Here is an 18,245-nt window from a genome sequence, read left to right on the forward strand (position 1 = left end):
ACACGTATCAAATAAGCATGATCTCTTATAGTCCGTCTCGCCACGCGTCCATACGCTCGAGAACATGGAAACGATAGAGATCGGCAACATCGAGGTCACGCGCATCGTGGAGTGGCAGGGGCCCGTCGCTCCGGTCGGGGTGGTCTTCCCGGACTTCGCCCCCGAGAAGTGGCACGAGCACAGCTCGTGGGTCGCCCCCCACTTCTGGGACAGCGAGACCGACAACTACCTGGCCGCCGCGCAGACATGGGTGGTGCGCAGCGAGGGAAGGACCATTCTGGTCGACACCGGGCTCGGCAACCACAAGGAACGCTCGTACATGCCGACGTGGACCCATCTGGAGACCGACTTCATCGACCGCCTGGCGGCAGCAGGCGTGCGACCCGAGGACGTGGATGTCGTGGTGAACACCCATGTACACGCCGACCACGTGGGCTGGAATACCACGCTGCACGACCGTGAGTGGGTGCCGACATTCCCCAACGCCACCTATCTGATCCACCGGGATGACTTCGAGTACTGGAACCCCAGGAATGGCGTACCCAAGCGGGGAGGCATCGGCGGGGTCAACGCCGGCGTCGCCAACGGGCCGATGTTCGAGGACAGCATCGATCCCGTTCACCGCGCCGGCCAGACCCTGCTGTGGGAGACCTCTCATCGCACCGACGGCAATCTCCAGCTGGAACCCGCCCCTGGGCACACTCCGGGCTCAGCGGTGCTTCACTTGCGGTCCGGTACCGAACGGGCCCTGTTTGTCGGAGACTTGCTCCACACTCCCCTGCAGATCCTCGAGCCGCACGTCGATACGTGCCTGAGCGAGGATCAGCAGGCTGCGGCGAACTCCCGTCGGCGTGTCCTTGAATACGCAGCGGACACCAACGCCCCACTCATCCCTGCGCACTTCACCGGACCTGGAGCCGCTGAGGTCCGCCGTGACGGCTCATCCTTCGCCATCAAGAAGTGGGCACCGTTCAGCGCCCCCTTGGAATTGATCATCTAGGTGTATTGACCCGTAGCGTTGTTCACGCGGCTGACGGGTGGCTGGCCGTTGAGTGCGGTGTGGCAGCGGTGGTGGTGTAGGTGTGGAGGAAGTCTGCCAGGGCCGCGGTGCGTTCGGTGTTGGTGGTGTACGGCCGCTGGTAGGCCCATTCGTCGGCGAGGGTGCGGTTGAAGCGTTCGACTTTGCCGTTGGTCTGGGGCCGGTATGGGCGGGTGAGTTTCCCGGTGACACCGGGGTCGGCGAGGACCTGTTTCCAGGCGAGTCCCTTGCGGTAGGACCAGGCGTTGTCGGTGAGGACGCGTTCGATGCGGGTGATGCCGTGGGCGGCGAAGAAGGCCGCGGCCCGGGTCAGGAAGCCCGCGCAGGTGGCGACTTTCTCATGGGGGTGGATTTCGCTGTAGGCGAGGCGGGAGTGGACGTCGATCGCGGAGTGGACGTAGTCGTATCCCATGCCGCGGACGGGCCGTCCGGCCTCGCGGCCGGTGACGCGGTGGCCGCCGCCGTCAGGGATCCTGCCGAGCTTCTTCACATCGACGTGGAGAAGTTCGCCGGGCCGTTCGCGTTCGTAGCGGCGGATGACCTGCCCGGTGGGCCGTTCGATCCAGGCGAGGCGGTTCACGCGGTGGCGGGTCAGGATCCGGTGGACGGTCGAGGCGGGCAGGCCCAGGACCGGTCCGATCCGGGCCGGTCCCAGCTTGCGGGCCTGCCGCAGTTCACACACACGCTGCTCGGTGGCGGTCGGCGTGCGGTGGGGTGTCGTGTGGGGCCGACTGGAGCGGTCGGCCAGACCGGCCTCACCCTCTGTGCGCCACCTGCGGACCCATTTGTGGGCGGTGGCCCGAGAGATACCCATCTCAGCGGCCACATGAGCGACAGGACGCCCTGACACGACGCGTTCGACCAGCAGACGCCTCCCGAAGACCGTCAGCCGGGCATTACGGTGGGACACGAAGACCTCCGTGTGCGGTGTGGAGCCTAGACACCTCCACCACACCGGAGGTCTTCGCCTTTGATCAAGACCCCCGTGTCAACAACGTCCGTGATCAATACACCCAGCGACGACACTGCGTTCAGCCGAGCACGCGGGCTATCGCGGCCAGTGCGTCGTCCGGGTTGCGGACCAGGATGATCCGGGCGGCCGGCGCGTGCGCGTGGATGACGTTGAGGACCCGGTTGAACCAGTAGGTCGTCTGCTCCGTCGGCGGAAGATTCGGGTCTTGGCCGCTGATGAAGCTACCGATCACGACGCCGTCGTACTCGGCCTTGCCCAGCCTCGCGGCCAGTTCGGCGTCACCGCTCTCGTCGTCGGGAAGGACCATGATGTCGGCCGCCAGGCCGGCCTTCCGCAGGCGCGCCTGGACGACCGCGCCGATCTCCGGGTGCTTGCCGAAGCCGAGCACGCGCCACTCCTTGAGGAACTCCACTGTCGACAAAGCCTTCCCCTGTCCGTAGAATTGACTGGACCGTAAGTTTGTTGAATAGATGGTGAGTGTAGTGAAATCATGACAGGCGTCAAGGGAACCCAGCGCGCGTACCGCTCGGCGGTACGGGAGGAGGCCGCGCACCGCACACGCGAAACCGTGGTTGCCGCCGCCGCCGAGGTGTTCGCGGAGAAGGCCTACGCTGGGGCCACGATCGAACTGATCGCCGCCCGCGCAGGGGTCTCACGTGCCACCGTCTTCGGAGTCGGCGGCAAGGCTCAACTGTTCACCCTCGCCCGGATGCACGCGGCCACGGGCGGCCGTCTCACCGCAAACGACGAACGCTTCGAGCAGCTCCTGGCGACCCCTGGCGCGCACCGGCTGCTCAAGGAGTTCGCCGCCTTCACCGCCGCCATATCGCGTCGGCTCGGGCCCTTGCAGCTCGCGCTCGAACAAGCCGCGACGACCGACCCCGAACTGGCACAGCTACAGGAATCGAGCCAGCAGGAGCTGCTGGAGTGCGCCCGCGCCATCGCGGGGGCGGTGGCCGCCACGGGATTGCTGCGGCGCGACGTCTCGCCCAAGGCCGCGGGCGACATCCTCTGGCTTCAGATCCAGCCGACGAACTACCGGCGCCTGACGCAGGAGCGCGGCTGGAGCCACGAGGCGTTCGAGCGCTGGCACGCCGCGACCATGATCGCAGGCCTGCTGAATCACCACCCGGCCGACTGAACCACCCCGGTCGGCCGACAGGAGCGCAGGCCAGGAGCACACGGGCGCGGAGCCATCCTCCGGTCCCCCGCTCCGCCGCCCCGGCCACCCGGCGCCCGCCCGCTCGCCTGAGAACTCGAAAGGCGGGTCTCGCCGGGCGTAGAGGTTCAGTCATGACCGACGTGACGAGAAATCCGTTCGCGCCCGGATTCACGCGTCAAGTTCTTTGTACACGCTTACAGTTGGGCCCGATGTTCGAGTCGGCCTCCCGGCAGCGTCCGCCGCGGGTCGCCACCGAATGCGTTCCACCGCCCGAGGGCCCCCTGCCGGTCGGGGGGGCGGCGTGACCACCGTCTCGGCCCTCGGCCTTCGATCGCACAGGCACGGACCCTGCCAGCAATTTCGTAAAGATCTGCTCGGCGCATCCCAGATACAGGCGCATCGCACCGTACGGCCCCACCGCGCATCCGGTGCGATGCCCGTGCAGGTCCAGCTCCTCCACTGCTTGAACACCCGCGTCCATCTCCGGCATGTCGTCCGGCGGGACGAGAGCATGCGGCTCCTCCGACCACTCCCAGCCGAGATCGCGGAGCACGGATCGAGCTTCTTCCTGCTCCCAACCGCTTCGCGCCACCAGTCCGTGACAAGGGTCCGTCGAGAAGACGATGTCGGGGTTCGTCATCATCACGTCGTTGCTCCGCTGCGCTCAGATAGCTGGGGCTCCGCAGGGCCATCAACGGCCCGTGGGGCCAGGCTGCGAGCTGGAAACGCGCCGGCCTGCCTTCGTGCCGTCCGACTCTGCATTCGGCGCCGGCCTTACCGAGGGCCTTGTTCATCCGGGTGATAAAGCGGTCGTACTGCTCATGCCAGATCACGGTCGAGCCCTCATCCAGAACGACGGGGCTGTCCGGAGTGGGGCGGCGACGCCGGGCGAGCGTGCCGTGCGGCCGGCCGCAAGCGTCTTGGAGGAGTCCGACGACTGCTACTACATTTCGTGCTCCCACCAGCCGCGCGTGTCGACGTCTGCGGCATCCGCCAGCGCCTCCAGTTCCGCGATCTCCGCGCCGGCGAGCTCGATGCCGCGAGCTCGAACCAACCCGTCGACGTAACCCGCCTTCGTGACCCCGATGATCGGGGTGGTCCCCTTGGCGATCGCCCAGGCGGTGGCGACTTCGGCGGCGGACGCACCTCGATCCTCGCCGATCGCCCCCATCCGGTCCGTCAGCGCCTGCAGTCGGTGCAGGATGCCGTTGTAGACGGCTGCCCGGCTGCTGCCCTCCGGCAACGGATTGGCCGGACTGTACCTGCCGGTCAGCGCTCCTTGCTCGAGGACCATGTAGGAAAAGAACCGCACGTCGTGCTCGCGGCAGTAATCGAGGATGCCCGTGCGCTCAGAGCCCCGGTACAGGAGGCTGAAATGGTTCTGGACCGCCTCCACGCGGAAGCCGGCCTCGCCGAGGATCCGATCGGCAAGAGCGATCTCCTCCATGTTGTGGTTCGAGACGCCGACATGCTTGATTCTGCCGCTCCCCAGCAGCGGGATCAGAGACGGCGTCCACCGTGCCACGTCGGCAGGATTATGGATCCAGAACAGATCCACATAGTCCGTGCCCATTCGGTCGAGGCTCTGCTCCAGCATGTCGGCGACCGGATCGTCGCCGTCGCCCGCCATCTGCGGGGTGAACTTCGTCGACAGCTGGTACTCGCTGCGGTCATGGCCCGCCAGTGCCTGGGCGAGGACCGTCTCCGAGCGGCCCATGCCGTACGCCACGGCGGTGTCCCACAAGGTGAACCCGTTCGACTGAGCCTTCTCGACGACCTCTCGCAGACCGGACTCGCTCAACCGGCTTCCGAAGTAGCCGTCGCCCGGCCGGCCGCTGTCTCCCCAGGCCCACGTGCCCAACGCCACCGCCGGCACAGTCAGCGTGTTGCTCGTCATGTCTTATCTCCGTTGCTCTGGCTTCGTGTCGGAACGTCCGATCCCAGGAGACCGTGATCACCGCCAACGGAGAAGGTCGCGCTTATGGGGGGTATAACCTCAGCCCCCCTCGCGCAGAGACCAGCGGCTACCCTGAATGACATGGACCAACAGCCCGGAAGCCGCGGCGAAATCCGGGACTTCCTTGCCAGCCGACGCGCCAGAATCACCCCCGCGCAGGCCGGACTTCCGACCAGCGCCCGTCGCCGGGTCGCCGGACTGCGGCGCGAGGAGGTCGCCGTCCTCGCCGGCGTGAGCACGGAGTGGTACACGCGGCTGGAGAAGGGTCACATCGGCGGCGTGTCCGAAGTTGTTCTCGACGCGGTTGCTCGCGCCCTGCGACTGGACGACGACGAACGCACCTATCTGTTCGACCTGGCCCGGTCATCGCGGCACGGCGGCCGCACGCCGACGCGTCGCAGGGACGTCGAGGTCCCGCCCCGGGTCCAGTGGCTGCTCGACTCCATGACGACGTCCTCGGCATTCGTACGCAACGGCCGCACGGACATCGTGGCCGGCAACCCACTGGCCCGGACCCTACTCGCACCGATGTTCGACAGCGCCACCGTCGACAAGCACGGCCGCCCGAACATCGCTCGCTACATCTTCCTCGATCCCGGTGCACATGACTTCTTCGTCGACTGGGACGCCGCCGGCGTCGCCACCGCCGCACTGCTGCGTGCCGAGGTCGCGCGCGAGCCTCGCGACCGGGCCCTGCGCGGACTCGTCGGCGAGCTGTCCACCCTCAGCCCCGAGTTTCGCAGCCGATGGGCCGCGCACGACGTTCTGATGCGCCACGACGGCGTCAAACAGCTCCAGCACCCCGAGGTCGGCCACCTGGAACTGGCCTTCCAGTCCCTCAACCTGCACCTGTCGGACCGAGCCGTGCACGACCTGATCATCTACACCGCCGAACCCGGCACCGCATCCGAGGACCGGCTCAAACTCCTCGCCATCTGGGCAGCTACGCAATCTCGGGCAGCACAGCCCATCCGCCACTCCCCTCAGCCCGGACCCTAGAGTGCCGACGGCCAGGGCGGTTGGCGCGACGGGGACCCCCGCTGGGGGCGAGCACAGTCACGTGCTTGCCCGGTCCACCCCCGCTCGGGCGGAGGTAAACCGCGCCGGAGCGTTGACCCGCTCGGGGCGATAGGTAGTCTCCGCGCAGGCGGAGCGTCGCGATGGTGCGGCGAGGGCCGACCTCATCCTGGATATTGGCCCGGATCTGCTGGGCGATCGTTGGTACGGGTCTGACTCTGGCCGCACACACCGAACGGCCCGGCACGACCAGCTGGAAAAGTCCTCCCGGCGCCGCCCTGCGCCAGGCACGCCCGGATATCACTTGTCCACACGTCGCTCGTCGTAGTGACAGCGGGCGGCTTCGACCGCGTCGAGGTGACCGACGGCCCATTCCAGTACGGCGTGCACAGGGGGCCGAAGGGTCCGGCCCAGGGGGGTGATCCGGTACTCGATCGCCACCGGATCCGTGGACACGACCGCTCGCTCGACCATGCCGTTGCGCTCCAGTCGTCGCAGGCAGGCGGTCAGTGACTTCGGGGTGACAGCGGGCATGTGTTGCCGGAGTTCGTTGAAGCGTCGGGGGCGGTCGCACAATGCGGCCAGTACCAGTAAGGACCACTTGTCGAAGAGCTGGTCGAGCAACTGCCGGCCAGCGCCGTTGAGCTCCACTTCGGGCACGGCGGTCTCCCTCGCGATACCTGATTTCGTTGAAGTGTATCCGCACTACTAGGTATACCTCGTATACTTACCGACGACGGCCTGACGGCGGAACGGGAATCATGACCGACGCGTACTCGACCCTCAAGATCTCTCTCACCAGCGGCGTGGCACACGTCGTGATCGACAACCCTCCCATCAATCTGCTCGACGCCGCCCTGATGACCGACCTGGACCGGTTCGCGGACGCCATGTCCGGCGACCACGACATCCGGGTGATCGTTTTCGACAGCGCGGACCCGGACCTCTTCATCGCGCACGGCGACATGACGGCAGCCGACGACCCCGCGACGTTCGTCGGCCTGCCCATCGCACCCGGACAGGACCAGACCCTGAACCCGATGATGCGGCTCCACGAACGCATCCGGTCACTGCCGCAGATCACCATCGCCAAGCTGCGCGGACTGGCGCGCGGCGGCGGTGCGGAACTGCTGTCCGCGATGGACATGCGGTTCGCATCACTGGAGCGCGCCGGAATGGCCCAGATGGAGTGCCGGCTGGGAATCATTCCGGGCGCGGGAGGCACCGCGTACCTGCCCGGTCTCGTGGGCCGCGCCCGCGCCCTGGAGATCATCCTTGGCGGGCAGCTGATCGATGCCGCGACCGCGGAACGGATCGGCTGGGTGAACCGGGCCGTGCCGGACGCCGAACTCGACCACGTCGTCGACGCCCTCGCCGCCCGCATCGCCGCTCTGCCGCCCGGTGTCGCCCGTGCCGCGACCGAAGCGGTCGACACCGCGGTCGAGTCGACCACTCACGGCCTGCGGAAGGCCAACGAGCTCCTCAGTGGACTCTTCAGTGAGCCCCCTGCAGCCCGTCTTGCCAAGGCTGCACTGGCCGCCGGCGCACACACCCGCGACGGAGAGCGCCGCCTTGAGGCTCTTGTCGACGACATCACCTGACACTTCCTACCGTGATGCTTCAGGCGTCGCCAGCAGATGAGTCCGCATCCGAGGGTGAGGAAGGCTTCGTGGATGTCGTCGCGTGTCTCCCAGCGGATCCGCAGACGACGTAACGAGTGCAGGTGGGCGAACGCGCGCTCCACGACCCAGCGTTGGGTGCCCAGGCCGGAACCGTGCTCGGTGCCCCGGCGGGCGATCAGCGGCTTCACGCCGAGGTCCCAGACGAGCCGACGGTACTTGTCGTGATCGTAGCCACGGTCACCACCACCATCGTCGTCCGCGAACCACTCGACCCAACCCCCGCCCAACTACTGGTCCTTCACCGCTACGCCAACGCATCCCGCGCCTGCTTCAACTTCGCCTTCGGCCCTAAACACGACGCCCATCAGCGGTGGAGCCAGGGGCGCAACCGCCTGGTCGCCGAGGGGATGAGCCGTGAGGAGGCGAACCGGACGGCACCCAAGGTCTTCACTCCGCGTGGCTCGGATGTGCAGCGGATCTTCCAGGTTCGGAGCCAGACGGCGATGGCTGCCACGGTTGCGGTGCCGAGGTGGACGTAGCGGCGTTTGTCGTAGCGAGTGGCCACCGCCCGGTGCTGTTTCAGTCGGTTGATCCCTCGCAAAACCGCAGCACCGAGGCGTCGTACCGTGGCCCGGTGGGGAACGTATTTGGTGGTGGGGAACAGAGTCTGTACCTGTCCAACAGCGGCACGGAGGTGTTTATCGACGTGCTGATGCTGGCGGTATCTGATCTTGCCGATGACGTGTGGGACTACCGCTTCGCGGCTCTTCTGACACTGCAGGACCAAAACATGATGGGGCGAGGAGCTGTCGGATTCGACCTGCAAGACATCGCATGGGGCGCAACTCCGCGGAGTCGGGCCCGGTCGAAGGACTTCGTGCTGCGCGCCACCGCGCTTGCGTTGAGCCGCCATCGCTGGAACGAGCTGGGTTACGAACCTCCCTTCGCCCGTCGCTATCTGAGCCAGTTCAAAGCCATGGTCGAGGCATTTCCAACGGCCGGCGACACCCATCTCGTCGGAGCCTTCCCCGGACCGGACGAACGCGCGATGGCCTCATGCTCACAACACCGGATCCTTAGCGCGCTCCCGCACTGGGAGGGCTGCTTCCTCTGCACCACGCCATGACAAAAGCGACCCCGACTCTGGAGTCGGGTCGCTTAGAAGTTGTCTCATTTGGTGAGTATGCGGTAGCAGATGAGGGTGCAGGCGATGCTGGTGAAGGCGAGGAAGTGGTCGGCCTTGCGTTCGTAGCGGCGGTGGAGGCGGCGGCATCCGGCGAGCCAGGACATGGTGCGTTCCACGGTCCAGCGGTGGCGGCCCAGCCGTTGCGAGGACTCGACTCCCTTGCGGGCGATGCGGTGGGTGATGCCGCGCTCGCGTAACCATCGCCGCAGGTGGGCGTAGTCGTAGCCCTTGTCGGCGTGAAGTTTGCCGGGCTTACGCCGTCGCCGGCCGCAGCGCGAGCGGATCGGCGGGATGCCCTTCACGAGTGGGATCAGGGCCTGGCTGTCGTGCAGGTTGGCTCCGGAAATGCCGACGGATATGGGCAGACCCGGCCGTTCCGTGATCAGGTGGATCTTCGAGCCGTACTTGCCCCGGTCGACAGGATTCGGACCCGCCAGATCCCCCTTTTCAGGGCCCTCATGTTCACCGAGTCGATCGCGCAACGCGACCAGTCCAACTCGCCGCGCGCACCGAGTTCGTCGAGGACCAGGCGGTGGAGCTTGGCCCACACCCTGGCCTTCGACCACTCCGAGAACCGCCGGTGGGCAGTCGCTCCGGACGGGCCGAACGACGCCGAAGGCAACTGCTGCCAGGCACAACCCGACGTGGCCACGAAGACGATCGCGGCCAGCACTTCCCGGTCGCCGTGCCGACGCCGACCACCGCCCTGCGGCCGCGACGGCGCCTCCGGCACCACCCGCTGGAACAACCCCCACAACTCGTCCGGCACCAGCCGCTCAACGATCCCCACCATGACTCACAGAATACCGAGTCACCCCAATGAGATGACTTCTTAGGCTGGGCCCTCGGGCGTCTCACCCTTCGGTGTGAACGGGCTCGGCAGCAGGTTGCCGTCCAGCTTTCACCGACTCCTTGCCGCCTTCACCTTCGACAGGTTCACGTGGCTGAGGTCGACCAGCCAGGAGCCGGGCAGTTTCGGGTCGAACACCGGGTTCGTGACGTGCGTCGCCTCGCCCAGGCCGACCGGGAGGCCGGGGCGGTAGCGGGCGGTCAGCGTGAGGATGTACGCGTTGCCGGTGCGGGTGAGCGCGGTGCTGGTGTCGATGTTGAGCGGCCGGAAGGAGGGCTGTTCGAGGACCGCGCAGATGAAGTGCGGGTGGTTGCCGAGCGCGGCCGTGACGGCGTCCCAGGCGTAGGCCGCCCGCTCAGCGTCGAGGTCCGGCGTCGCGGAACCAGACCGTCTCGTCGCCGGGCGCGGCTTCGCAGGGCGGCAAGCCGGCGTGCGATTGACCGGCCATATCTCCCCATCGACAGCTCGCCTCAAGCGCCCCCGTACGAACCGGTCCACGAGCACCGACAGGTGGCGCACCGCGCAGAAGCCAAGCCGAGGCCTGTCCGGGTGTGATGCATAGGGCATGAAGGTCATCGAGCCGCTGCGTCGGCTCGGCGCGAGGGCGGGGGCGGGCGTGGCGCAGTCCGCAGGTTGCGTACCCCTCACCCATGTCGGGCAGAGACCGTGTCCGGGGCTGGGATCTCGTGGCGGAACACTGGGCCGAGATTGAACCAGCTTTCCAGAACGCGTAGTTGCGTACGTTGAGCCTCCATTAATCAATAGTACAGAAGTGATTTTTACGTGAAGGATTCGCCAAGTTTGTGTCAAGCATGGTTATATTTCGCCGCTAACGATCAAGCGCGCTGTCGCCGGGGGGCACGTCCGAAGGCGGCGTGGCGCGCTCTTGGGGAGAACCACGATGAAGAACACATTGCGTGCCAGCGGCATCGCGATGCTGACCGCCGGAGCGGTCTTGCTGGCCACGCCGAACGTCGCCGTAGCGGCGGGGCAACCTGCGGCGGACGACTCGGCCAGCGCGAGAGCCGGGGAAGCTCTCTCCTCTCTCGCGGAGTCAGTGGAGGCGCTGCAGGCCCATCCGATTTCGGAGGCGGAGAGCGTCGAAGCGGCGATGACGTCCGCGAAGGTGCAGGACCGGCAAGTAGAGGTCCTGCAGATGCGGACGGAGACCGACACCGTCTACGCCAATCCGGATGGGACCCTGACGCGTCAGACCGCTGCGGGGCCCGTCCGGATGATCCAGGACGGTCGCTGGGTGGACGTGGATGTCGACCTGCGGCGGGAGTCCGATGGCGATGTGGTCGCCAAGGCACACCCGGAAGGTCTCAGGCTCGCGGGCAAGGGGGGTTCCCTGTCGCGCTCGCTGAAGGCCGCGGCGGCGGCCCCGCAGGATTCGGCAAGGGATTTGGTCTCGTTGGGCAGTGGCGCATCGCGTATCGCGGTGCAGTGGAAGGGCGAGCTGCCCACTCCCGAGCTGTCGGGAAACACCGCGACCTATGCGAACGCCGTTCCCGGCGGTGACCTGATCGTCGAAGCGACCCGCACCGGCTTCGAGCAGTACCTGAAACTGCGCCAGGCGCCGCGGGACGGCGCCCCCCTCTCGCTTCCGATCGTTCTGCCCGACGGCATGAATGCGATAGCCAACGCCGGCGGCGGCATCGACTTCGTGGGCGATTCAGGGGAGATCATTGCCGTCATGCCTGCCCCGACCATGTGGGACGCGCAGGTCGATCCTCGCTCCGGTGAACACACCAACCGGCGCAAGGTGGCCATGGAGGTCACCCAGTCCGGGAACGTCGCACAGCTCACGCTGCGACCCGACACGCAGTGGCTGACCGACACGGCAACCCAGTACCCCGTCACCATCGATCCCGCGACGGACGCACTCGATGTCCTCTTCGACACGTTCGTGCAGGGCGGTGACACAACGGACCAGTCCGCGAACACCGATCTGAAGGTCGGCTGGCCAGGTGACTACGAGGGCAGCACCAAGCGCGTCGCCCGGTCGTTCCTCACCTTCCGCACGGAGAACTTCTCCGATGCCCTGGTCTCCAAGGCGTCCCTGAAGCTGTGGAACTACCACTCCTGGTCGTGCGAGAAGCGCGGCTGGGAAGTGTGGGCCTCTGGAGCAGCGGACAAGAACACTCGCTGGACCAAGCAGCCGCAGCTCCTGGAGAAGACCGCCACCTCCACGGATACCAAGTCAGCAACCTGCAACAACGCCGGATGGGCCACCGCCGACATCACCAGGCTGGCTCAGACGTGGGCCTCGGCCAAAGCCGAGACCGGTTCCGTCGCGCTCAAGGCCGCTGATGAGTCCGACACGTACGCCTGGAAGCGGTTCTACTCGGCCAACGCCACCAACCAGGACCAGATCCCGACGCTGGAGGTGACATACAACTACCGTCCCCTCAACGGCGCCAACCTGCAGGCAGGTGCCCCGTTCATCTCCAGCGGCGGCATCTTCAAGGTGAACACCACCACGCCGGTCCTTCGATACTCGACCGTCGACCCCAACGGCGAGGACGAGATCACCGGCACCTACGAGATCACGGACACGGCCACGGGCAAGGTCGTGGTGATGTTCAACGCCGCTCCTGCTCCCGCCAACAGCACCTCGCAGGTGACAGTCCCCGCCGGCAAGCTGACCACGGGCAAGACCTACAGCTTCCGCACCACCAGCTACGACGGCACCCACTACGCCAACGGCTGGTCGGACCCGGTGCGCTTCACCGTGGACACTTCGTGGAAGCCTACGGCCGCCGAGAACGCGCTGGGGCTTGCGAACACCCATTCCGACGCCGCCGACATCACCGCGGCAACGTCCTCGGACTCCACCTACGCCTCCATCGCGGTGACCGAGGAGAACGTCGTCTCCGTTCCCTGGGACGGCCAGAACAACGCCATCAACGTCCAGAACGAACTGATGCCTAACAAGCTGACCATCCCCGTGGCCAGCACCAAGGGCACCCAGGTCGGCGGAAATGTCGTCTACACCTCTTCCGGCCCCGTGGACACCGTGGTCCAGCCCACCGCCGACGGTGCCTCCCGCACCCTGGACATCCTCAAGAACAGCAGCGCCCCACACGACTACGAAACCGACTTCACCATCCCTTCCGGGATGTCCGCCGTCACCCACGACGACGGATCCGTCTCGCTCTACGCCCTGGGCGACCAGGACGCCGAGAAGGCTCCCACCACGGACGCCGCTGGGTTCTTCGACGCCCCCTGGGCCAAGGACGCCAAGGGCAACGACATCCCCACCAGCTACAAGGTTGTCGGCAACAAGCTGGTGCAGCACGTTGAATTCGACGCCAAGAGCGCCTTCCCCATCGTGATCGACCCCTCGTGGTGGTCGACAACCAAGAAGATCATCAAGTGCTCCGCGGCTGTTGCCGGGTTCATCTTCACTTTCACGCCGGCCGGAAGCTCCAAGCGCGTCATCACAGCCGTCAAGCTGATCAAGAAGATCGGTGTCAAGAAGGCCGCAAAGCTCATCCAGACCTACGCCAAGCGACGCAAACTGACCTCCGCCCACCGCAAGGCAGTGGCCGCCCTGCTCGGAATCCCCGCCGTCAAAAAGGCCTGCAAGTTCTGATTGGTAGAGCACTAGTGATCGCCATAGCAACCGCCGTCGCGCAGATCATCGTGATCCTGCTGCACCGCAAGCGGACCTACGCAACAGCCAGAACCACTACGACACCCTGGGCCTACATGGCCGCATGCCTGATTGCCTGCGCGGCAGGATGGCTCATCATCGGGCGACCCGCCATCGGGTGGGGAGACCTCTTCCTCACCCTCATGTTCGGGGTACTGCTCGGCTCGGAGACCGCAAAGGCGGTCGAAGAACTCTCCACCCGCCGCTGGGCAGCCTGGACAGCGGCTTGCGTCTCCGGCATCGGCTCGGCCACCTGGCTCTCCCAGAGCCCCTGGCCCTTCACCTGACCCAGAGAACAACTTCCGCTACCACTTCCACTCATCTCACCCCCAGGTGGAATGAGCATGTGTCACGCACGACGGCCAGCGACGACGGCCTCGTGAACGAGGGCCCGGGACCATCAAGGCCCCCGGGCCCTCACGCACGACCAACCTGCGCGCGGCTGTGTGCCTGTGGCTGCGCCGCTTCTACTCCTGTGCGGGGCAGGGTTTCTCTGTGCCCGGAGGCCTACAAACCCGGCACGAAGTGCGAGCACGGCTACTAGGGGTTCAGCCAAGGTGCCTGTAAAAGGGGCCATGACGTGATCTTGGACTTCTGGCTGGCCTTCTCGCCGCCCGGCCTGCTGTCATCTACCACCGCCCGGTGTTGTCTGTCCCGGGTATGGCGGTTTCGATCTTCGGTCTAACTGATCGTTTCAGAATGAAGTCTCATGTACCCCTTGGCAGTTGGGTGATGTGTCGGCAGGATCTGTTGGGTGTCTGCTGATCTTGTGTCTGATGACCTGTGGGAACGTGTGTCTCCGCTGCTGCCGGTTCGTGCGCCGCGTCGGCACCGCTACCCGGGGCGGTTGCCTGCCGATGACCGTGCTGCTCTGCGTGGGATCGTTTACGTGCTGCGCAAGAGTGTGAGCTGGCGAGACGTCCCCGCTGAGCTGGTCGGGTGCAGTGGGGTGACGGCCCGGCGTCGTCTGCGGGACTGGACCGAGGCCGGTGTGTGGCCCCGTCTGCACGAAGTCCTGCCGGCAGAACTTCGTGGAGAGGGACTGCTGGAGATGGACGACGCGGCGATCGATGCCTCGCACGTCAGGGCCCTCAAAGGGGGGCTCACACCGGACCTTCGCCGGTTGACCGAGCGCGGCCGGGCAGCAAGCACCACCTCATCGTCGACCGGAACGGAACTCCGATCGCTGTCTCTCTGACCAGCGGAAACCGTCACGACGTCACTCAGCTCATGCCCCTGCTGGACGCGATGCCCCGTATCCGTGGTCTGCGCGGCCGGCACCGGCCCCGGCGGCTGTTCGCCGACCGCGGCTACGACTACGACAAGTACCGCCGTCTCATCCGAGCCCGCGGCATCACACCCAAGATCGCCCGCCGTGGAGCCCCGCATGGTTCCGGCCTGGGCAAGACCCGGTGGGTTGTCGAGCGGACCTTTGCCTGGCTCCACCAGTTCAAACGGCTCCGCATCCGCTACGAGATACGCGCCGACCTCCACCTGGGACTCCTCCAACTCGCCTGCAGCATCATCTGCTTGAGGCGACTCAGAACCTCATTCTGAAACGATCAGTTAGTCACCGGTGTTGAGGTTGGCGCAGTCGGTCCCGAAGGCCGGGGACAGGGGAGTCGCCGACTCCTCCCGCACTGGCGGGTACTGCTGTGGCCATGCCTGCTTACGTGGCCGCGGCGGTGAGCAGTACGGCTGCGGTCATCCTTCTGTTCGTCAGGACCCTCGGCTCTGCTCACACTGCCGCCAGCCCATCCCTGGCTCTTGGGGATATGGCATAGCTTCTGATCAGAGGCTGTCGAGGATGCGCTCCAGGTCGCGTTCGCCCTCCCGGGTTTGCACGCCCGCGGCGAGCTGCTTGTGGGCCGACGCGACCATATCGTCGGTGAACAGGGAGAACAGGGCGGCGTTCTCCACGGCGTACGCCTGGTGGGGGATTTTCGGGGTGATGGTCTCGACGGTGGCCTTGATGGCGGCGACGACCTCGGGGCGCAGTCGAGCGATCCGGCGGGCCAGCCGGTCGACGAAGGCGTCGATCTCGTTGGCGGGGACCGCACGGTTGACCAGGCCGTAGCGTTCGGCCAGCTCGGCGTCGACCAGCTCGCTGCCGAGCAGCAGTTCCAGGGCCCGTGCCCGTGCCCGTGCCCGGCCGAGCAGACGGGCCATGTTCACCGTTCCGCCGCCGCCGGGAAGGATATCCATCACGGCCTCGGGCTGGGCCTGGCCGGATCGGCCGATCGCCGCGAACCGCATGTCGAGGTACATGAGAAACTCGTTGCCGGCGCCCCGGGCGAAGCCGGCGATCTTGCCGATGGTGACCTGCGGCAGGCTGCGCACCTCGTCGCTCACGGCCTCCAGGATGTTCATGCCGTCCGGGACGGGCACGTCCGGCGCGGCGGCGATCGCGGCGGCTGTGGCGGCGGGCAGCGCTTCCGGGTCGGTGAGGTAGGCCATGTCGCCGTGCGCGCTGAAGAACTCCGGGTCGGCGCTGTCGAACACTACGACGCGGACGCCGGTGTCGTGGCGCACCCGGTTGACGAAGCCGCGCAGTGACGGCAGCAGGACTCCGTCCATCAGGTTCAGCGGCGGGTGGTCGAGGGTGACGGTTGCGACACCGTTGTCCACCGTGATCCGCAGACCGGTCAGGTCGTCGTAGGGCATATAGACGCCTTCGATAAGTGGGGAGCTTCCCCGTTACGGAGTATGTGGGGATGCACTCCGGTTAGTCAATGAGGAGTGATCCTGGGTACAGCACGCCCGCTTCGCGCCGACGCGCAGCACAACCGCGACGCGATCCTGACGGCAGCACGCGAAGCGTTCGAGGCGGACGGAGTGTTCGCCTCGCTCGACGCGATCGCGTTGCGCGCCGGTGTCGGCAACGCCACCCTCTACCGGAACTTTCCCACCCGGGACGACCTGCTCGCCTCGGTTATCGAGGGCTTCTTCATCCGGGCGCTGACGGAGGCCGACGAGTTGTCCCGGACACTGCCGCCGGGCGGGGCGCTCGTCGAGTGGCTGGTGCGGGTGAGCTGGGGGATGCGGATCTGGCACGGCCTGCCGGTCTGTCTCGCCACCGCGCACCACGACGACGCCTCGCCGCTGCACTCGGCGAATGCGCCACTGGTGGAGCGGGTCGGCGTCCTGCTGGACACGGCCAAGGTGGCCGGCGAGGTGGCCGGCGAGATCACCGCGGACGAGGTGTTCGAACTGGCCCTCGCCCTGTCCTGGGGAATCGACCGTTTCGGTGACGACGAGGCGAGGGCGCGACATCGGGTAACGATGGCGACGGCAGGGATCTTCGTATGGCGTCAATGACCGGACCCTGATCCCGCCCATCCGCCGCGACCGGCGCAATCAACTTGGAAGAGACTCACGGTTCCGCCCACCTCAAGAAGGCGAATCCTCCCTGGGCTCCGTATCGAACCCGGCCCTCGGGGATGTGCCCCTGCGATGCCGACATTGCCGGCTTGTACCAGACCTGTGTGATCGGGGAGCGGTGTTTGGATGCGGCGATGGCGGTGAGGCAGTACCGGTGTCAACGTGCCGCGCGACCAACTGCACTACGCCACCACCTGTTCAACGCCCCCCGGCACAGCGGCCTTCAGCCCGGGCCAAGGTCACCGCCACCGGCCGCCTCGCCAAGGCAGCGAGGAGTGAGTAAGTCGACGCCTCGAACTTCACCCGCATCACTTACGGACTCCCATGGCGATCGCTGCCGCCGGCGTTCGGCACGTCACCCTTGATGCTCGAAACCGCAGGTTCGTATCGGTCTTTTTTAGGCATTTGAGCCTATAGATCGCAGACTCGCTCATGTGTACGTAATCTGCACTTTTGCAAGCTGGGGAGCATCTCCGGCTGCACAACCGAAGGGCGTACCCATGCGCTTCATGCGCGCAACAGCCAGTCCCCGGGCCCTCCTGATCATCGCGATCGCCGTAGCAGGTCTCGCCTCCGCCCCCACGCTCGCTTCCGCAAGTGCCCCAGCCGACGCGCGTGGCCCGCAGCCTCGGACCAGTCTGGGTGTCCCCGGTGGCAACGGTGCCAACGGGGTGGGGAGCAGTGGCGGTATCGGTGGCCTGGGCGGTACTGGCGGCGCCGCTGGCGCCAATGGCAACGGTGGCCTCGGTGGGTCCGGCGGGAACGCCAATGGCAGCGGGAGTACCGGCGGGGCTGGTGGCGCGGGCGGTGCGGGCGGCGCCAACGGAAATGGCGGCAGCGGAGGCAACGGCGGTGCCGCCACTCTCGGTGGAACCGGCGGGAAAGGCGGCGTAGGCGGCGTAGGCGATGCCGGTAGCGGGATTCCCGGAGGTAAGGGCGGCAATGGCGGTGCCGCCACAGCCGGCGGCGGCCACAAGGGCGGTACTGGTGGGGCTGGTGGCGCTGCCAGCCCGGTGTGCCCAGGTAAGCCTGGCGGCAACGGTACCGACGCCACGTCCACAGCAGACGGCACCACTGGCGCTACCGGTGCTGCCGGTCACACCACGCTCCCCTGCTGAGCAGTACACCGGGCAGGGATCCGGCTCCGTTCTCCGTTCCCTGCAGGGCTTCGGAGAACGGAGCCGGGTGCGTCGGGGCCCCAAGGTGGTGCATCCCCGATGGCGTCGCACCGTGAGATCACCCATCACTGACGCGTGGTGAGTAACGTTCAGATACAGGCTCGGCAGGGCGTGCCGACCGAGCGTTTCGCGTCGTCTGACCACGAACTGCCTGGTCACCACCGCCCCTCGCGCTGCGCCCGTGCCTGCGCGGCCTGAGTTCACGCCGACCGGGCCGCCTGC

The 18,245-nt window shown here is 66.8% G+C and carries 15 protein-coding genes and 3 pseudogenes; 10 read left to right on the plus strand and 8 right to left on the minus strand.

Annotated elements, in window-relative coordinates:
* Window positions 1-64: 64 nt before the first annotated feature.
* Entirely contained in the window at window positions 65-1,000 is a 936-nt protein-coding gene (locus OG285_RS35850; RefSeq protein ID WP_331760018.1) for an MBL fold metallo-hydrolase, read from the plus strand.
* Here the strand turns inward: OG285_RS35850 and OG285_RS35855 are convergent.
* Window positions 997-1,949 (minus strand): annotated as a pseudogene (locus OG285_RS35855) (IS481 family transposase). The gene OG285_RS35850 and the pseudogene OG285_RS35855 overlap by 4 nt on opposite strands.
* 121 nt (window positions 1,950-2,070) lie before the next feature.
* Window positions 2,071-2,433: a hypothetical protein gene (locus tag OG285_RS35860; RefSeq protein WP_266862408.1), complete on the minus strand. Its 363-nt coding sequence runs from the start codon at window positions 2,431-2,433 to the stop codon at window positions 2,071-2,073.
* Window positions 2,434-2,502: 69 nt separating this feature from the next.
* Between OG285_RS35860 and OG285_RS35865 the strand changes: the two genes are divergently transcribed.
* A complete protein-coding gene (locus OG285_RS35865) occupies window positions 2,503-3,153 on the plus strand; it encodes a TetR family transcriptional regulator (RefSeq protein ID WP_331760021.1) in 651 nt (216 codons plus the stop codon).
* 964 nt (window positions 3,154-4,117) lie between these two features.
* Here the strand turns inward: OG285_RS35865 and OG285_RS35870 are convergent.
* On the minus strand, window positions 4,118-5,071 hold the full coding sequence (locus OG285_RS35870; protein ID WP_331760023.1) for an aldo/keto reductase: 954 nt from the start codon (window positions 5,069-5,071) through the stop codon (window positions 4,118-4,120).
* 141 nt (window positions 5,072-5,212) lie between these two features.
* Here OG285_RS35870 and OG285_RS35875 point away from each other — a divergent pair, with 141 nt between their 5' ends.
* The gene (locus tag OG285_RS35875; RefSeq protein WP_331760024.1) at window positions 5,213-6,130 is read left to right on the plus strand and encodes a helix-turn-helix transcriptional regulator; all 918 of its coding nucleotides are present in this window, start codon (window positions 5,213-5,215) and stop codon (window positions 6,128-6,130) included.
* A gap of 318 nt (window positions 6,131-6,448) precedes the next feature.
* Here the strand turns inward: OG285_RS35875 and OG285_RS35880 are convergent, their stop codons facing one another.
* Window positions 6,449-6,808: a helix-turn-helix domain-containing protein gene (locus tag OG285_RS35880; protein ID WP_266862402.1), complete on the minus strand. Its 360-nt coding sequence runs from the start codon at window positions 6,806-6,808 to the stop codon at window positions 6,449-6,451.
* 101 nt (window positions 6,809-6,909) lie between these two features.
* Between OG285_RS35880 and OG285_RS35885 the strand changes: the two genes are divergently transcribed.
* A complete protein-coding gene (locus OG285_RS35885; protein ID WP_331760025.1) occupies window positions 6,910-7,749 on the plus strand; it encodes an enoyl-CoA hydratase/isomerase family protein in 840 nt (279 codons plus the stop codon).
* A gap of 29 nt (window positions 7,750-7,778) precedes the next feature.
* On the opposite strand, the pseudogene OG285_RS35890 reads toward OG285_RS35885, so the two are convergent.
* Window positions 7,779-8,009 (minus strand): annotated as a pseudogene (locus tag OG285_RS35890) (transposase); the annotation flags it as partial.
* Here OG285_RS35890 and OG285_RS35895 point away from each other — a divergent pair.
* Together OG285_RS35895 and OG285_RS35900 are read left to right on the plus strand one after the other, a co-directional pair.
* Entirely contained in the window at window positions 7,992-8,309 is a 318-nt protein-coding gene (locus OG285_RS35895; RefSeq protein ID WP_371793755.1) for a hypothetical protein, read from the plus strand. The pseudogene OG285_RS35890 and the gene OG285_RS35895 sit on opposite strands and share 18 nt — an antisense overlap.
* Complete coding sequence (locus tag OG285_RS35900; protein ID WP_371793698.1) at window positions 8,300-8,896, plus strand: hypothetical protein; 597 nt, start codon at window positions 8,300-8,302, stop codon at window positions 8,894-8,896. The genes OG285_RS35895 and OG285_RS35900 overlap by 10 nt, the downstream gene beginning before the upstream one ends.
* A 44-nt stretch (window positions 8,897-8,940) precedes the next feature.
* Here OG285_RS35900 and OG285_RS35905 read toward each other — a convergent pair.
* Together OG285_RS35905 and OG285_RS35910 are read right to left on the minus strand one after the other, a co-directional pair.
* Window positions 8,941-9,749, minus strand: a protein-coding gene (locus OG285_RS35905) for an IS5 family transposase (protein ID WP_331760027.1) whose coding sequence is annotated in 2 segments (ribosomal slippage) — window positions 8,941-9,401 and window positions 9,401-9,749 — 810 coding nt in all. Because the reading frame shifts where the segments join, the coding sequence is not laid out codon by codon here.
* Between the two features lie 42 nt (window positions 9,750-9,791).
* Window positions 9,792-9,989, minus strand: a pseudogene (locus tag OG285_RS35910) (transcriptional regulator); the annotation flags it as partial.
* A 718-nt stretch (window positions 9,990-10,707) separates the two neighbouring features.
* Here OG285_RS35910 and OG285_RS35915 point away from each other — a divergent pair.
* The 3 genes from OG285_RS35915 to OG285_RS35925 all read left to right on the plus strand — a co-directional run bounded on the left by OG285_RS35915 (window position 10,708) and on the right by OG285_RS35925 (window position 15,021).
* Window positions 10,708-13,404: a DNRLRE domain-containing protein gene (locus OG285_RS35915; protein ID WP_331760028.1), complete on the plus strand. Its 2,697-nt coding sequence runs from the start codon at window positions 10,708-10,710 to the stop codon at window positions 13,402-13,404.
* Window positions 13,405-13,418: 14 nt separating this feature from the next.
* Window positions 13,419-13,751, plus strand: a complete 333-nt coding sequence (locus OG285_RS35920; RefSeq protein WP_331760029.1) for a hypothetical protein — start codon at window positions 13,419-13,421, stop codon at window positions 13,749-13,751.
* A gap of 467 nt (window positions 13,752-14,218) precedes the next feature.
* Window positions 14,219-15,021, plus strand: a protein-coding gene (locus tag OG285_RS35925; RefSeq protein ID WP_331760030.1) for an IS5 family transposase whose coding sequence is annotated in 2 segments (ribosomal slippage) — window positions 14,219-14,558 and window positions 14,558-15,021 — 804 coding nt in all. Because the reading frame shifts where the segments join, the coding sequence is not laid out codon by codon here.
* A 234-nt stretch (window positions 15,022-15,255) separates the two neighbouring features.
* Here OG285_RS35925 and OG285_RS35930 read toward each other — a convergent pair.
* On the minus strand, window positions 15,256-16,128 hold the full coding sequence (locus OG285_RS35930; RefSeq protein WP_331760031.1) for an enoyl-CoA hydratase/isomerase family protein: 873 nt from the start codon (window positions 16,126-16,128) through the stop codon (window positions 15,256-15,258).
* A 75-nt stretch (window positions 16,129-16,203) separates the two neighbouring features.
* On the opposite strand from OG285_RS35930, the gene OG285_RS35935 reads away from it, so the two are divergent.
* Entirely contained in the window at window positions 16,204-16,782 is a 579-nt protein-coding gene (locus tag OG285_RS35935; protein ID WP_331760033.1) for a TetR/AcrR family transcriptional regulator, read from the plus strand.
* Window positions 16,783-18,245 lie beyond the last annotated feature (1,463 nt).

It is taken from the genome of Streptomyces sp. NBC_01471 (genome assembly GCF_041438865.1).
GTDB lineage: Bacteria > Actinomycetota > Actinomycetes > Streptomycetales > Streptomycetaceae > Streptomyces.

Coding starts and splice junctions, on each gene's coding strand:
- OG285_RS35850 (WP_331760018.1), top strand. CDS start 65: ATGGAAACGATAGAGATCGGCAACATCGAGGTCACGCGCATCGTGGAG.
- OG285_RS35865 (WP_331760021.1), top strand. CDS start 2,503: ATGACAGGCGTCAAGGGAACCCAGCGCGCGTACCGCTCGGCGGTACGG.
- OG285_RS35870 (WP_331760023.1), bottom strand. CDS start 5,071: ATGACGAGCAACACGCTGACTGTGCCGGCGGTGGCGTTGGGCACGTGG.
- OG285_RS35875 (WP_331760024.1), top strand. CDS start 5,213: ATGGACCAACAGCCCGGAAGCCGCGGCGAAATCCGGGACTTCCTTGCC.
- OG285_RS35885 (WP_331760025.1), top strand. CDS start 6,910: ATGACCGACGCGTACTCGACCCTCAAGATCTCTCTCACCAGCGGCGTG.
- OG285_RS35915 (WP_331760028.1), top strand. CDS start 10,708: ATGAAGAACACATTGCGTGCCAGCGGCATCGCGATGCTGACCGCCGGA.
- OG285_RS35930 (WP_331760031.1), bottom strand. CDS start 16,128: ATGCCCTACGACGACCTGACCGGTCTGCGGATCACGGTGGACAACGGT.